The organism is Thioalkalivibrio denitrificans, assembly GCF_002000365.1.
Classification (GTDB): Bacteria; Pseudomonadota; Gammaproteobacteria; order Ectothiorhodospirales; family Ectothiorhodospiraceae; genus Thioalkalivibrio_A; species Thioalkalivibrio_A denitrificans.
Genome location: NZ_MVBK01000060.1, coordinates 35272 through 49792 on the forward strand (window position 1 = coordinate 35272; position 14521 = coordinate 49792).

Genomic DNA, 14521 nt, shown 5'->3' on the forward strand with positions numbered 1-14521 from the left:
GCCTACGGACGCGAATCCTTCGCCTGCTCCCGCGATCCCGGGGAGACATGCGGGCTAGTGGGTGCCGCGGCGTGCTTCTTGAGGATCAGCCACAGAGGTCACAGAGGGCACAGAGAAAGAACAAGCGCCTTTTATCTCTGTGACCTCTGTGGCCAAATGCATTTGCCTTGCCGGCGGCGGGTCGATTCGGGAGTTGCAGATCCCCTAGGCCGGATAAGGCGCAGCCGCATCCGGCACATCATCGGCCGGGGGGCGGCTGCCCCTCGCTTATCCGCCCTACGAGGCGAATGGGGGCGCGGCGTGTTTCTTGAGGATCAGCCACAGAGGGCACAGAGGGCACAGAGAAAGAACAAGCGCCTTTTATCTCTGTGACCTCTGTGTCCTCTGTGGCCAAAGGCATTATTTCCTGACGGCCAGGACCAGTTCGGAGTGATCATGAAATCGATGTTCAGCGTTGCGTGGTTTCTTGTGCTGTGGATGCTCAGCGCCACACTGGCTGCGCAGGAGACGGAAGGGGACCAACTGCTGCGCGAGGTGGATCGGCGCATGCAGCCGGATTCCTTCGAGATGTATCGCAAGATCATCAACATCGAACCCGACGGGCGGCAGCGTGAGTTCGTGCTCTACAGTGTACGCAAGGGCGAGGACAAGATGGCGGCGGTGTTTCTGGACCCGCCCGGTGAGCGGGGCCGCAGCACCCTGCGCCTGGACGAGAACATGTGGCTGTACATCCCGGAGGTGGGACGGCCCATCCGCATCACCAGCCTGCAGTCGGTCACCGGCGGGGTGTTCAGCAATGCCGATATCCTGCGCCTGGACTTCAGCACCGAATACACGGCCACGCTTGAGGAGGAGGACGAAGAAGGCTACGTGCTGGACCTGAAGGCCCGCGGTCCGGCGGTGGCCTACGACCGGCTGCGCATGGAGGTGGACAGGGCCTCGCTCACGCCGGTCACCATCGAGGCCTACGCGGCGGGCGGGCTGCTCATCAAGACCCTGCGCTACAGCAACATCACCGATTTCGGTCACGGCATCGTACGTCCCGCGGTGCTGGAGACCGACAGTCCGCTGCGTCGGGGCTACCGTTCGGTGATGCTGTTCTCGGGCATCACCCCGCGGGAACTGCCGGACGAGGTGTTCACCCTGAGCTACATGCCCCGGATCGGGGAGTTGCGCCGGTGATCCATCGGTTCCTCCGGGTGCTGCTGCTCGCGGCACCCGCCGCGGCAACCGCGGAGTTCACCTTCGACTTCGACATCGCGCGCTACGAACGCCCGGCCTACGAGTTCAGCGGATATCTTCAGGGGACGGTGGAGCACCTGCGCCTGGACAGGGATTCCGCTCTGTATGCCCTGAACTTTCCCGACCGTGATCCGGGCAGCTTCGAACGCTACCGGGGCCTGGGCGAACTCTCGGCGCTGTACCGCCACGAGGACAGCACCCTGCGGGCCCGCATCCAGGCCGAGGCGGTGGATGACATCTTCGGAACCAGCAGCGACCTGAACGTCCACGAACTCTACGTGTCCACCCCGGCCGGGGAGCGCACCAGTCTCGAGATCGGCAAGCGCAGCCTGCGTTGGGGCACCGGCTACGCGTGGAGCCCCATCGGCTTTCTGGAACGCCCCAGGGATCCCACCGATCCGGAGCTGAGCCGCGAGGGCTTCTTTCTCGGCTCGGTGGAATACGTGCGCAGCTTCCCGCAGGGGCAACTGCGCACCGTCTCCTTCACGCCGGTCATTCTCCCGGTGACCGCGGACGTGAACGGCGATTTCGGCGAACGCGAGACCGTCAACGTCGCCGCCCGGCTGTACCTGCTCTACCGGGACACGGATATCCACGTGACCGCCCGCAGTGACGGCAGCCGACCGGGTGCGCTGGGCATCGGGTTCTCGCGCAACCCGGTGCCTCACATGGAGATCCACGGCGAACTGGCCTGGTACGACGGACGCACGCGCGCGCTGATCAGCGACGGGGGTCTCGAAACCGACGACACCCGCCCCGTGGACCTGTTGCTCGGCATGCGCTACCTGACCCGCGGGGAGACCACCTGGATCGTCGAGTACTACCGCAACGGCGCCGGTTACAGCCGGGACGAGATGCGGCGTTTTTTCGATCTGGCCAGCGCCTCTCGAGACGACCCGGCCCTGCGGCCCCGGGCCATAGCCGCCCGCCGCGAGGGTTACGGTGCGCCCCAGGCGATGCGCGACTACCTCTTCCTGCGGGTGCGCAAGAGCGAGCCCTGGGATGCCCTCTACTGGAGCCTGGGGGTCAACGCCATCGTCAATCTGCACGACGGCAGCGCCTCGACCATCCCCGAGGTGATGTACACGGGCTTTCGCAACACCGAGCTGCGGGGCCGGCTGGCCGTGCTTTCCGGAGGGCGCGATACCGAGTTCGGTGAGCGCCTCAACGACTGGCGGCTGGAGTTGCGCGCCCGCTATTTCTTCTGAGTCTCGAACACGGCAGCGGCTGTCGCTTCTCCGGAAGCGACACGCGCTGTGGTGGGTAGAGGTCCGGTCATCGCCGTATGTGTTTCGTCTGTCCGGCCCGGATCGCCGTGAAGTCAGGGAAACGAGACAGGGCGGGGTGCTTTATGTATCTTGTATGCGCCCTCAACTGCCCCCGGGGATAACAATAATGGAATGGGTCCTTCTGATTCTTGTCATCCTGCTGGTGATCTTCGTGGTGGTGATCTACAACCGCCTGGTCACCGCGCGCAACCGCTACAAGAATGCGTTTGCCCAGATCGACGTTCAACTCACCCGCCGTTACGACCTGATCCCGAACCTCGTCGAGGTGGCCGAGCGGTACATGAGTCATGAGAAGGACACGCTGGAGGCGGTGATCAAGGCCCGCAACCAGGCCCTGGGCAGTCTGAAGGAGGTGGCCGCGGACCCCGGCAATGCCGAGGCCATGCAGCGGCTGTCCTCGTCCGAGCAGGGGCTGTCCGGCGTGCTGGGCAGACTGTTCGCGCTGTCCGAGAACTACCCGGACCTGAAGGCGAATCAGAACATGATGCAGCTTTCGGAAGAACTGGTCAGCACCGAGAACCGGGTGGCATTTGCGCGTCAGGCCTTCAACGACGCGGTGATGAGTTACAACATCACGCGCGAGGTCTTCCCCAACAACCTCGTCGCCAACAACTTCGGCTTCCGCCCGGCGGCCCTGCTGGAGATCGATGCACCCGAGAAGCGCGAGGCGGTTCGGGTCGCCTTCCGGTAAGGGCGGATGAACTTCTTCGAGTACCAGGATCGTGCCCGGCGCCGGTCCCGATGGCTGCTGGTGCTGTTCCTGCTGGCCGTTGTGGCCATTCTCGTGGTGGTCAACCTCGCGGTGCTGTTGGCCCTGGGCGGTGCGGATCAGCTTCGCGAGCCCGCCACCCCCGGCCAGTTCCTTGCCCGGCATCTAGACGTCATCCTTTGGACAAGCCTGCTCACCGGCGGTGTGATCGGGCTTGCCAGCCTGTACCGCACCATGAGCCTTCGCCACGGCGGCGCGGTAATTGCCTGGGAGCTGGGCGGCACTCTGGTGGAGCCGGACACCAACGATCCCCTGCGCAGACGCCTGCGCAACGTGGTGGAGGAGATGGCCATCGCTTCCGGTGTGCCCGTGCCGGACATCTTCGTGCTGGAAAACGAGGGCGGGATCAATGCCTTTGCCGCGGGCTATTCCACCGGGGATGCCGCCATTGCCGTGACACAGGGTGCGCTCGAGACCCTGGACCGGCGGGAACTGCAGGGTGTCGTCGCCCACGAGTTCAGTCACATCCTCAACGGCGACATGCGGCTGAATATCCGCCTCATGGGCATCCTGTTCGGCATCCTGGTCATGGGCGTGATCGGCCGACAGTTCATGTACTACACCCATCATGTGTCCGTACGGCGCACCCGGGCCAATCAGGGCGCCGCCGCATTTCTGCTCATCGGCCTGGCGCTCATGCTGGTGGGCTACGTAGGACTGTTCTTCGGACGCTGGATCAAGGCCATGGTGTCACGCCAGCGGGAGTTCCTGGCGGACGCCTCGGCAGTGCAGTTCACCCGCGAACCGGAGGGCATTGCCGGCGCCCTGAAGAAGATCGGCGCCGCGGGCGGCTCGGTGCTTCGGGCCAATCCGGAGGAGGTGGCCCACATGCTCTTTGCCAATGGCGCCCTCGGCCAGCTGTTTGCCACGCATCCTCCGCTGCTGGACCGGATTCGCGCCATCGAACCGGGATTCGACCCGGACGAATACGGGGCCATCCGGGAGAAGCTGCGTCGTCACAGGGAAGCGCAACGGGCGGCCGCCGAGGAAGCGGCCCGGGAGGTCGCCGCCGGGGCCCCCGCACCCGGTGGCCTGGCCCTGGATGCCGACACCCTGATCGAGCAGATGGGTCATCCCGGGCTGGGCCAGGTGCTCGCCGCGGCGCTGCTGGTGGCGGCCATTCCCAGACCGCTGGAGCGCGCCGCCCATTCGCCCGAATGGGCGCCGGAACTGGTCTGTTACCTGCTGCTGGCGCCGCCGGGCGAAGTGCGCGAGCAACAGTTGCTCATGGTGGCCGAGGCACGGGGCGCCGACAGCGAGGCCCAGGTGCGCAAGCTCCTGGATATGGAGCCGCGGCTGGCACCGGAGTTGCGCATCCCGCTGCTGGAGATGGCCTTCCCCGCGCTCAAGCGGCGTCCGGATGGAGAAGTCGCGGAACTGCTCGCTCTGGTGGAGCGGCTGATCCACGCCGACGGCCGTGTCGAGGTGTTCGAGTATGCCCTGGCGCGCATGCTGGTCCGGCACCTGGAGGACGCCCGGGATCCGGTACGGGCCGCGACCACGGGCCGGCGGCGTCTGTCAGACGTACAGGCTCCGGCCCTGGCCCTGCTGGGTAGTTTCGCCCACCACGGTCACCCCGACGATCCGGAAGCAGCCCGCGCGGCGCTCAATGCCGGCCTTGGTGTGCTGGGGATGTCGCCGGTGTCACGTCTGCCCGAGGCAGAAGGCTGGCACGAGCGCATGGATGCCGCTCTGGAGCGCCTGGACACCCTCGACGGTATGGGCAAGCAGCAGCTGCTGCGGGCCCTGGTGGTGACTGTCACCCACGGCGGCAAGACGGTACCCGCCGAAGCCGAGCTGCTTCGGGCCGTGTGCGCGGTGTTACATATGCCCCTTCCTGTGTTGGATGCCGTACAGCAGAACGAGGCGATGGAAGAGAACTGATCGTCCTGGTTCATGTTGGGGTTGGTGGAACAGTGGCGAGTGGCAAGTCTCAAGTGGCAAGGGAAACCACCCCCACCCTGACCCTCCCCCATGAGGGGGAGGGGAACAAAAGAACATTCGTAGTTCGTTCCCCCTCCCCCGTGAAGCGGGGGAGGGCGGGGGTGGGGGCCTTCCCACTTCCCAATTCACCCTTCGCACTTCATTCCAGTATCAGCCGCACGATGATCGCCGCGATGATGAGCAGCGTGATGCGCTGGATCCAGACGGCGCCGCCGGGGCCGAGGGTCATGTGGGCGCCGATCCAGGCGCCGGCCATGCTGCCCACCGCCAGCACCAGGCCGAATCCCCAGTGCACGTTGCCGGTGGCGACGAAGATGCCGAGCGCCGGGATCATGTAGACCAGTACCACCAGCACCTTGAGGATGTTCACCTGCACCAGGTCGATGCCCAGCACCCGGTACAGCAATACGATGAACAGGATGCCGACGGCCACCTGGATGAACCCGCCGTAGAAACCGATCACGACCATGGCGACGATCACCGGCCAGCGCAGGTGGGAATCGTCCAGTTGCACCGTGTCACGACGGGCAGGCATGGGCATGAGCATCAGGATGGACGAACCCACCATCACCAGGATCAGGATCCAGCGGAACAGGTCATCGCCCACCAGCGTCGCCGTCCACGCGCCGACCAGTGCGCCGGCCACCGCCGGCACCGAGAGCTTGAGGCCCAGGCGCAGGTGGCGGTGGCCGGCGCTGCGGTATTTCCAGGTGGCGGTGATGTTCTGCAGGACGATGCCGACGCGGTTGGAGCCGTTGGCGGTGGTGCTGTCCAGGCCCATGAACATGAGCACCGGCAGGGTGATCATGGAGCCGCCCGCGGACATCACGTTCAGGAAGCCCGACAGGGCCCCCGCCGCCAGCAGCAGGACCACCTGTTCGAGTGTCATCTCAGGCCACGTGCCGGCGGTAACGCCAGAGACCGAAGGTCATCATCAGCAGAGTGATCGCAGCGTAAATGCCGGCGGTGGCGGTATCGGGATGGAATACGGCGGTACCCGCGAGCCCGGTCAGCACGATGCGAAGGGCCATGTCCACGGGGCGGGCAAAGATGAAACTGCCCTGCAGGGCGAAGCTGATGGCCAGGGTGCCGATCAGCACCAGTGCGAAGGCGGGCAGTTGCGCCATGCCCGGCTGCACCACCAGATCGGGGCGCGCAAAGACCGCACCCATCATGAGCATCAATGGCATGCAGATCAGCACGGCCACCAGCATGGTTTGGATGAACGATGCCTCGGCGATGCGTGATGTCACCGCCGCGGTCACCGACGTGGGCGGCGAAAGTTCACCGAAGACCGCTACGAAAAATGCGAAGAAATGCACCACCCAGGGATCGACTCCCGCACGGATCATGAACGGCGAGATGACGATGGCCAGGATGATGTAGGTGGGCGCCACCGGCAGGCCCATGCCGATGATGTAGCCGAATCCGAAGCCCACCAGCACCATGACGGCGAGGTTGATGCCCGCCCCCTCCATGAGCAGGATGCCCACCTTGGTGGGCACGCCGGTAATGGTGAAGGTGGCCGTCAGGATGCCCAGCGTGGCCAGCAGGATGGTCAGCTCCGCCGTGATGGTGGCGTAGGACTCGATCATGCGCAGGAACGGACGGGTCAGCCATTCGAGCGTGAAACGGCGCGCCATGAAGGTCCGTATCAGGAATGCGGCGGCCAGGAATACCAAGAGGTAGGTGAACACCGTCTGGGCCGCACTCATCGCGGGCTTGCGTTCCACGCCCATGAAGTAGATGAGCCCCGCCACCGCAATGAAGTAGGCGGCCACGTTGGCCCAGTCCATGAAGCGCATGGGTTCCGCCTTCGGCGTGACGGCGCGCTTGTAGTAACGTCCCGCCAGCAGCCAGACGGCAAAGGCCACCCCCAGGTAGTAGATGATGGCCGGGGCGAAACCCCGCGCCACCACGTCGAAGTAACTGGTGCCCAGGTAGTCGGCCATCAGAAAGGCGGCAATGCCCATGAGCGGGGGCATGAGCTGGCCGCCCAGCGACGAGGATGTCTCCACGGCCGCCGCCGTGACCCTGGGGAAGCCGGCCTTGATGAGCACCGGAATGGTCGCCGTGCCGGTGGTGGCCGCGTTGGCGGCGCCCGACCCGGAGACCGCCGCCACGCCGAAAGACCCGAGCACCGCCGCCTGTGGAAGCAGGCGGGGGGATTTCACGGCGACGCGTGTTGAACCCAGGAGGATGGAATCGATGCAGCCGAAGGCGCGCAGCACCGCCAGCACGAGGATGAATGAGCCGATGAGCGTCAGCCCGAGCTGCGGCAGGCGCTCGAACACCCCCGTGGACATTTCCACGCTGACGGAGCTGGCCACGCGGGTCCATGTCATGCCGGGGTGGTTGAACATCCCGGGCACCATGTAGCCGTAGACCGTGTAGAGGATCAGCAGGATGTTGAGAACGAACAGGACGAAGTACCGGCGTCGCGTGTATTCCATCACCAGCGCCGCCACCAGCCCCCCCACGACCAGGTCATGCATGTTCCAGGTGCCGAGACGATAGATGCGGATCTCGTCGAATTCCCTCACCAGGTAATGGATGGCGTACAGGCAGATGCCGCAGTACACCAGCGCAATGATGAAGGGGGCCACATGGCCGAGCTTCGGATAAAGCTCGCCTCTCCTGAGGTCGTTGAGAATGACGATGCAGATGGTGAGCGGAACACCCACCACGGCGAGCAGCGTGGGACCGCCCGCGCCGGTGATGTAATACCGCGAGAGGTGGAAAAAGAAGACCACCCCCGCGAGGTAGAAAAGGATCTCCGCCGCCAGCCTGAGCCGACGGGCCAGGGGCGACAGGTGCGGCTCAGCTATGCCGGCGGCGGGATCGCTCATGGGCCGGGGTCAACCGGCCTTTATCGGGATGCGATGCGGTCGTCCCAGGCGTCGTCCCAGGCACCCTTCTCTCGCAGATAGCGGGCAAGACCCGGGTGCACCTTCACGGAGTCCACAGAGGCGGCCACGCCGCGCTGCTGGATGTTCACCATGTCCTCGCTGATCTGGCGGAATGCCGAATCCGTGCGGGCCAGTTCCTCGGCATGCTCCTCGATGATGGTCAGCATCCGGTAGACGTCTTCCTCGGGGACCTCCAGGCCTACGTGAAAGCCGTAGAAGAAGGGCACCAGCAGCACCGTATCCGTACGCACGTCGCCGCGGAACACGTCGCCCGGCACCTCGACCACATCAAGGCCGGCCGCGCGCAGCTTTTCCACCTCTGCATCGCTGGGATTCAGGGCCGCCACGTCGGTGGCGATCATCGCCTCGTTGACCCAGGGTGCGGGGCTCGCCTCGCCGGTGCTGTAGATGATGAACGCATCGATGGAGCGCTCGGAGAGCGAGGAGGCCGACAGCCCGAGGTCCAGTTCAACATAGTTATGGCCCACCTCGAGGGTCTGCATGGCCCGCTCCAGCTGGGCACGCACATCCCAGGGGGCAGGGCCCGTGAAGACCGGCCGACCGCTCAGGTCGCCCCAACCGGCATACCGGTCGCGATCACCGGCGCGTACGCCGAGACCCACCTCCATGGTGTAGGCCCAGAAGGACTGGACCGGTTCACGCTGCATCTGGTCGCGGAAACCGCGGAATCGGCCGGTGTCGCCAGCGAGTTCCCGGAAGGCGATATCCGCCCCGTAGTAACCATCGAACTGGTTGGTGGCGTAGCCGCGCACGGTGGCCAGCGCACCCGGGGTGGGCAGCACGGTGATGGAGTAGTCGGGCATCTCCCGGTTGAGCATGGCCATCAGCGCGACCTTGGCGCGATGACCGGCGGAGCCCACGGCGGAGGTGGCCCAGCGGAGCTGGGTGACCTGCTGGGCATCGGCAGTACGGATTTCGGACAGGCCCAGCGGCACGGCAACCAGCAGGGCGGCGGCCAGCGCGGAGAGATAGCGTTTCATGGGTCTTTTCCTCTTTTTTGGCGGTTCATCCCGGAAGATGACCGGGACCGGCCGGATCGGGCCTGATGCGTCCCTGGCCGACCCGATGAGGCCGCGTTATGGGGTTTCTTATCCCAAGCATTAACTTAGCGCACCAGAGCCATTTTGTCCGCCGAAGACGGATCCCGGGAGCCCGGAGGTCGAGTGACGGTTGATTATGTTTTGAATCAGGTTCAAAATCCGACCTCTTTTCATTCTTCTCAAGTGGGTCAGCCTGATGGGTACCCGGGAACGCAAGCAGAAGGAATTCAGCCTTCGGGAGGCCCTTTTCCTGGAGGCCGCCGAGGCCATGGTGAGCGAGGAGGGCTTTCTGCATCTCCAGATGGCGCGTCTGGCGGAGGCCTGCGACTACGCCACCGGAACGCTCTATCAGCATTTCTCCTCCAAGGAGGACCTGCTGCTGGCCCTGGCGAACCGCCGCATGGAGGCCTTTGTGGACATCTTCCGCAAGGTGGGAGCGTGGCAGGGCGGCACGCCGCGGGAACGCATGTTCGCCATTGCCGTGGGCGATCTGGACTTCTCACGGCACCATCCCGAACACGCGAAACTGACCCAGTATGTCCACGCCGAGGCGGTATGGGAGAACACCTCCCCGGAGCGCCGCGAGCAGGCCATGTGCTGCACCGGGCCGGTGGGCGAGGTGGTGGCCGGCATCGTCCAGGAGGCCATTGATCGCGGCGATCTGGATGCGCAGGGTCTCTCCCCCCTTGAACTGGCCTGCGGCCCGTGGAGCGTCTGCGAGGGGATGCGGGCGCTGAGTCACGTGCAGGGCCTGTTCGAGTCCCTGAATATCCGTTCGCCGGAGCGGTTGTTCTTTCGCCAGGTCCAGGTCCACCTTAACGGCCTGAACTGGGCGCCGTTGGCGGATCCGGCGGACCACGCCGCCACGGATGCGCTGGTCGCTCGCGTGCGCCGGGAGGTGTTCGACGTGTCGGGCCCGGACGCCCGGGAGGTTCGGTCATGAACAGACGCATGATCGTCATGCTCATCGGCGTGAGCATCCTGTTCGGCGGCATCTTCGGTTACAAGGCGTTCGTCAGCGCCATGATCGATGAGTATTTCGACAGCACGCCGCCGCCCACCGCCACCATTACCGCGGCCGAGGTGAGCCGGATGACCTGGACGCCGAGGCTTGAGGCGGTGGGCAGTTTCTCCCCGGTGCAGGGCGCCATGCTCACCACCGAGGCCGCCGGCATCGTGCGGGAGATCCGCTTCGCCAGCGGTGATCGGGTCGAGGCAGGGGCGGAGCTTGTGGTGCTGGATTCCGAAACGGACCGCGCGCGCCTGCGCAGCCTGGAGGCCGCGAAACGCCTGGCCGACCTTGAACTGGAACGGGCCCGGCGTCTGGCGGCGCAGAACAGCATTTCCGAGGCGGAACTGACCCGGCGCGAAAGCGAGGCGGAGCAGGCCACGGCCGCCGTCAACGAGCAACGTGCCCGCATCGCGCAGAAGACCGTGCGTGCGCCGTTTGCCGGCGAACTGGGCATCCGGCAGGTGAACGTGGGTCAGTATCTCTCGCCGGGCGATCCGGTCGTGTCCCTGCAGTCGGTGGATCCCGTCTACGTGAACTTCAATCTGGCGGAGCGTTACGTGGCCGATGTGCGGCGCGGGCAGGCGCTGCGCGTGCGGGTGGATGCCCGGGACGCGGAGTTTCGCGGCACCATCAATGCCGTCGAGCCCTCGGTGCGCGACAGCACGCGGACGTTTGCCGTTCAGGCCACCGTGGACAATCCGGACGGGCTGCTGCGCGCCGGCATGTTCGGCCGTGTCAGCCTTGACATCGGCGAAGCCGAGGATGTGGTGGTGGCGCCCCTGTCCGCCATCAGCTTCAGCCCCTATGGCAACTCCGTGTTCGTGGTCAGCGAAGACGACGACGGACAGCTCAGGGTCAGCCGCCGCTTTGTCCAGACCGGCAGCCGTCGCGGCGACCTGATCCGTATCACGCAAGGTCTTGAACCCGGCGACAGGGTGGCCACCAGCGGCCTCCTGAAACTGCGCAATGACGCGGTGGTCAAGATCAGCGACGACGAGGCCGTGCAGCCGCGACAGGACCCCGACCCGCGTCCGGACAACACCTGAGGCCGGCCGGCATGCGATTCACAGACGTCTTCGTCCGCAAGCCCGTGCTGGCCACGGTGGTCAGCCTGTTCATTCTGCTGCTGGGCATTCGCGCCGGCTTCGACCTAAACGTGCGCCAGTTCCCGGAAGTCAAGAACGCCGTGGTCACCGTGTCCACCGCCTATATCGGCGCCGACGCCGACCTGGTGCAGGGCTTCATCACCACACCGCTGGAACGCGAGATCGCGGCGGCCGAGGGCATCGACTACATCGTCTCCACGAGCGTGGCGGGCGTCAGCAACATCCAGGCGCACCTGCGCCTGGACTACGACCCCAACGAGGCGCTGACCCAGATCTCGGCACAGGTGAACAAGGTACGCTCGGACCTCCCCGAGGAGGCCGAGGAGCCGGTGATCGAGCTGTCGGTCGGCCAGACCATCGCCGCCATGTACATGAGCTTCTATTCGGAGCTCCTGGACAACAACCAGATCACAGATTACCTGGTGCGGGTGGTGGAGCCGCAACTGTCCACCATCCCGGGCGTGCAGCGCGCGCAGATACTGGGCGACCGCACGTTTGCCATGCGCATCTGGCTGGACGCCGATCGCATGGCGGCCCTGGACGTGACCGGCGCCGACGTCAATCGCGCGCTGAGGGCCAACAACGTGCTCTCCGCCGTGGGCCGCACCAAGGGCCAGACGGTCACCATCGACCTGAAGGCGGCTACCGACCTGCACACGCCGGAGGAGTTCGAGCAGCTGGTGGTGCGTTCCGAGAACGGGGCCATCGTGCGCCTGGCCGATATCGCCGAGGTGGAACTGGGCTCCGAGAACTACGACATTTCGGTCAGCTTCAACGGACAGTCCGCCACCTTCATCGGCATCGAGGTGGCACCGGATGCCAACGCCCTGGACGTGATCGCCGAGGTGCGTCGCGTATGGGCAGCGGATATTGAGCCGCAGTTCCCCCAGGGCCTCAACGGAGACATCGTCTACGACTCCACGCTGTACATCGAGAGCGCCATCAACGAGGTGATTGTCACCATCTTCCTGGCGCTGGTCATCGTGGTGGGCGTGATCTACCTCTTCCTGGGTTCCGTGCGCAGCGTGATCATCCCGGCGCTGGCCGTGCCGCTGTCACTGATTGGCACCCTGTTCCTGATGCTGGTCATGGGCTTCACCATCAACCTGCTGACCCTGCTGGCGATGGTGCTGGCCATCGGCATCGTGGTGGACGACGCGATCATCATGGTGGAGAACATCCACCGCCACATCGAGGAGGGCATGAAGCCCCTGGCCGCGGCGATTCAGGGGGCCCGGGAACTGGCCTGGCCCATCGTCGCCATGTCCACCACCCTCGTGGCCGTATTCCTGCCCATCGGCTTTGTCGGCGGCATCACGGGGACGCTGTTCATCGAGTTCGCGTTCACACTGGCGGCGTCGGTCATCATCTCCGGCGTGGTGGCGCTCACCCTGTCCCCGATGCTCAGCTCACGTCTGCTCAAGGCGTCTTCCGAGGGCGGCAAGGGGAGGCTGGAGGCATGGCTGGATCGGCGCTTCGACGGTCTCAAGGGGCGCTACCAGCGCCGCCTGCACGGTGCGCTCAACGACCGGCACGTGGTGCTCACGTTCGGTCTGATCGTGCTCGTGTCCTGTTATTTCCTGTTCGTGACCAGCCCGGCGGAACTGGAACCGCCCGAGGACCAGGGCTTCGTGTTCTCCATTGCCGAAGCCGATGCGCCGACGACCCTGGATCAGCTGGAGCGGAATACAGGGGTGATGAACCGTTACCTGGACGAGATCCCGGAGGTGGAGAACATCTTCATCGTCAACGGCTTCGGGGGCGCCGGTATCGGCGCCGCCAATGCCGCCATTGCCGGATTCGTGCTGTCGCCCTGGGAGCAACGCACGCGTTCCACGCAGCAGGTGCTGGAAAATGATCTGCAGCCGCGTCTGGAGCAGATCCCCGGGCTGAACGTATTCGCCCTGGTGCCGCCGTCGCTCCCGGGCGGCGGGGGCGGGGCGCCCATCGAGTTCGTGATCCGTTCCACGGAGCCCGCCGCGAACATGCAGGAAGTGGCGCAGGAGATCGTCGGCCGGGCCATGGCCAGCGGACGTTTCATCTTTATCGATGGTGACCTGAAACTGGACAAGCCGCGCACCGAGATCCGCATCGACCGGGAGAAGGCGGCGCTCATGGGCGTGGACATGCAGACCCTGTCGCTGGACCTGGCGTCGCTGTTCTCCGGTGGACCTGCCGGGCGGTTCTCCCTGGAGAACCGGTCCTATCGCGTCATCCCCCAGCTGCAGCGCGTCGAGCGCCTGAACCCGGACCAGATCGAGGACCTGTACACGCGCAACCGGGCCGGGGAACTGGTCCCGCTGGCGACCCTGATCACCCTGGAGGATTCTGTCCAGCCGCAGCAGCTCAAGCGCTTTCAGCAGCTCAACAGCGTGACGCTCTCCGGTGTGCCGCGACCCGGCGTCACCCTGGGCGAGGCGCTGGACCTGCTGGACGGCATCAGCGCCGAGGTGCTGCCCCCCGGCTACAGCGTGGACTACGCGGGGCAGGCGCGTCAGTTCGTCACCGAGGGCGAGCAGCTGATCATCACGTTCTTCTTTGCGCTCATCGTGATCTATCTGGTCCTGGCGGCCCAGTTCGAGTCTTTCCGCAACTCGCTCATCATCATGATGACCGTGCCCATGTCCATTGCCGGCGCGCTGATCTTCGTGAGCCTGGGCTTGACGACGCTCAACATCTACACCCAGGTCGGCCTGCTGACGCTGATCGGTCTGATCGCCAAGCACGGCATCCTGATCGTGGAGTTCGCCAACAAGCTGCAGGAACAGGGTCGTTCCGTGCGCGAGGCCGTGGAGGAGGCCGCCGCCATTCGCCTGCGCCCCATTCTCATGACCACCGCGGCCACCGTCCTGGCGATGGTCCCGCTGCTGGTCTCCACCGGTCCCGGCGCCGGTGCGCGCTTTGCCATGGGCCTGGTGATCGCGTCCGGAATGACCCTCGGCACCCTGTTCACCCTGTTCGTGGTGCCGGCGGTCTACACCTACCTCGCCCGGGAGCGGTCCGCCGAGAGTCCCGTCGGTCAGCAGGCCGAGGCCTGACGGCACGGGTCAGGGCCCGTCGGTGGACGCAGAGGTCGCAGAGACGCGGAGCACGCAGAGCGCCAATGAGCTTTCTTCCTCAAGACTTCGCGTTCTCTGGGTCTGTGGGCCTTCGGCGCCCGGTCCCGAATCCCGCAAGACTCGCATGAAC

10 protein-coding genes are annotated in these 14521 nt (G+C 65.5%); 7 read left to right on the plus strand and 3 right to left on the minus strand.

Annotated features, from left to right (window positions below; all coding sequences use genetic code 11):
* The first annotated feature begins 435 nt into the window (after positions 1–435).
* From B1C78_RS10730 to B1C78_RS10745, 4 genes are all read left to right on the plus strand, one after another.
* A complete protein-coding gene (locus tag B1C78_RS10730; RefSeq protein WP_245795400.1) occupies positions 436–1182 on the plus strand; it encodes an outer membrane lipoprotein-sorting protein in 747 nt (248 codons plus the stop codon).
* A complete protein-coding gene (locus B1C78_RS10735) occupies positions 1179–2450 on the plus strand; it encodes a hypothetical protein (RefSeq protein WP_077279163.1) in 1272 nt (423 codons plus the stop codon). Before B1C78_RS10730 ends, B1C78_RS10735 begins: the two co-directional genes overlap by 4 nt.
* A gap of 187 nt (positions 2451–2637) precedes the next feature.
* Positions 2638–3222: a LemA family protein gene (locus B1C78_RS10740; RefSeq protein WP_077279164.1), complete on the plus strand. Its 585-nt coding sequence runs from the start codon at positions 2638–2640 to the stop codon at positions 3220–3222.
* Positions 3223–3228: 6 nt separating this feature from the next.
* A complete protein-coding gene (locus tag B1C78_RS10745; protein WP_077279165.1) occupies positions 3229–5184 on the plus strand; it encodes a M48 family metallopeptidase in 1956 nt (651 codons plus the stop codon).
* Positions 5185–5383: 199 nt separating this feature from the next.
* Here B1C78_RS10745 and B1C78_RS10750 read toward each other — a convergent pair whose 3' ends face one another.
* The 3 genes from B1C78_RS10750 to B1C78_RS10760 are packed head-to-tail and all read right to left on the minus strand — an operon-like array spanning position 5384 to position 9154.
* Positions 5384–6133, minus strand: a complete 750-nt coding sequence (locus B1C78_RS10750) for a sulfite exporter TauE/SafE family protein (RefSeq protein WP_077279166.1) — start codon at positions 6131–6133, stop codon at positions 5384–5386.
* A gap of 1 nt (position 6134) precedes the next feature.
* Entirely contained in the window at positions 6135–8093 is a 1959-nt protein-coding gene (locus B1C78_RS10755; protein ID WP_077279167.1) for a TRAP transporter permease, read from the minus strand.
* Positions 8094–8113: 20 nt separating this feature from the next.
* Positions 8114–9154, minus strand: coding sequence for a TAXI family TRAP transporter solute-binding subunit (locus B1C78_RS10760; RefSeq protein WP_077279168.1), 1041 nt, complete (start codon positions 9152–9154; stop codon positions 8114–8116).
* A gap of 256 nt (positions 9155–9410) precedes the next feature.
* Here B1C78_RS10760 and B1C78_RS10765 point away from each other — a divergent pair, with 256 nt between their 5' ends.
* The 3 genes from B1C78_RS10765 to B1C78_RS10775 are packed head-to-tail and all read left to right on the plus strand — an operon-like array spanning position 9411 to position 14370.
* Entirely contained in the window at positions 9411–10157 is a 747-nt protein-coding gene (locus B1C78_RS10765; RefSeq protein ID WP_077279169.1) for a TetR/AcrR family transcriptional regulator, read from the plus strand.
* Positions 10154–11272 carry an efflux RND transporter periplasmic adaptor subunit gene (locus B1C78_RS10770; RefSeq protein WP_077279170.1) on the plus strand — a complete coding sequence of 373 codons (1119 nt, stop codon included), beginning with the start codon at positions 10154–10156 and terminating at the stop codon, positions 11270–11272. The genes B1C78_RS10765 and B1C78_RS10770 overlap by 4 nt, the downstream gene beginning before the upstream one ends.
* Before the next feature lie 11 nt (positions 11273–11283).
* The gene (locus tag B1C78_RS10775) at positions 11284–14370 is read left to right on the plus strand and encodes an efflux RND transporter permease subunit (RefSeq protein ID WP_077279171.1); all 3087 of its coding nucleotides are present in this window, start codon (positions 11284–11286) and stop codon (positions 14368–14370) included.
* Positions 14371–14521: the final 151 nt, after the last annotated feature.

What these genes read in the sequence shown, in the direction of transcription:
- B1C78_RS10770 (WP_077279170.1), top strand. Translation starts at nt 10,154, where the DNA reads ATGAACAGACGCATGATCGTCATGCTCATCGGCGTGAGCATCCTGTTC.
- B1C78_RS10775 (WP_077279171.1), top strand. Translation starts at nt 11,284, where the DNA reads ATGCGATTCACAGACGTCTTCGTCCGCAAGCCCGTGCTGGCCACGGTG.
- B1C78_RS10740 (WP_077279164.1), top strand. Translation starts at nt 2,638, where the DNA reads ATGGAATGGGTCCTTCTGATTCTTGTCATCCTGCTGGTGATCTTCGTG.
- B1C78_RS10755 (WP_077279167.1), bottom strand. Translation starts at nt 8,093, where the DNA reads ATGAGCGATCCCGCCGCCGGCATAGCTGAGCCGCACCTGTCGCCCCTG.
- B1C78_RS10765 (WP_077279169.1), top strand. Translation starts at nt 9,411, where the DNA reads ATGGGTACCCGGGAACGCAAGCAGAAGGAATTCAGCCTTCGGGAGGCC.
- B1C78_RS10750 (WP_077279166.1), bottom strand. Translation starts at nt 6,133, where the DNA reads ATGACACTCGAACAGGTGGTCCTGCTGCTGGCGGCGGGGGCCCTGTCG.
- B1C78_RS10730 (WP_245795400.1), top strand. Translation starts at nt 436, where the DNA reads ATGAAATCGATGTTCAGCGTTGCGTGGTTTCTTGTGCTGTGGATGCTC.
- B1C78_RS10760 (WP_077279168.1), bottom strand. Translation starts at nt 9,154, where the DNA reads ATGAAACGCTATCTCTCCGCGCTGGCCGCCGCCCTGCTGGTTGCCGTG.
- B1C78_RS10745 (WP_077279165.1), top strand. Translation starts at nt 3,229, where the DNA reads ATGAACTTCTTCGAGTACCAGGATCGTGCCCGGCGCCGGTCCCGATGG.